Genomic DNA, 211 nt, shown 5'->3' with positions numbered 1-211 from the left:
ACCTGCGCCTGCTCACCGACAGCCGCAAAGGTCAAAACAGCTACGCCTACGACCCCCTCGACCGCCTCACCGAAGTCATCGGCTTCATCAACCACGTCGAACACTTCGCCCACGACCCGGCGGGCAACCTGCTTAGCCAAAGCTACAACGGCCAGGGCCGCAGCCACGGCAAAATCAAAGGCAACCGCCTGCTGATGCAAGGTGATTGCCA

At 61.1% G+C, this 211-nt stretch carries 1 pseudogene; it reads left to right on the top strand.

Annotated features, from left to right (window positions below):
* A pseudogene (locus GHN86_RS23555) lies at positions 1 to 211 on the top strand (hypothetical protein); the annotation flags it as partial.

Origin of the sequence: Pseudomonas helleri (assembly GCF_009600315.1) — a bacterium.
Lineage (GTDB): Bacteria > Pseudomonadota > Gammaproteobacteria > Pseudomonadales > Pseudomonadaceae > Aquipseudomonas > Aquipseudomonas helleri_A.
This window is presented reverse-complemented; position numbering and strand designations above follow the sequence as displayed.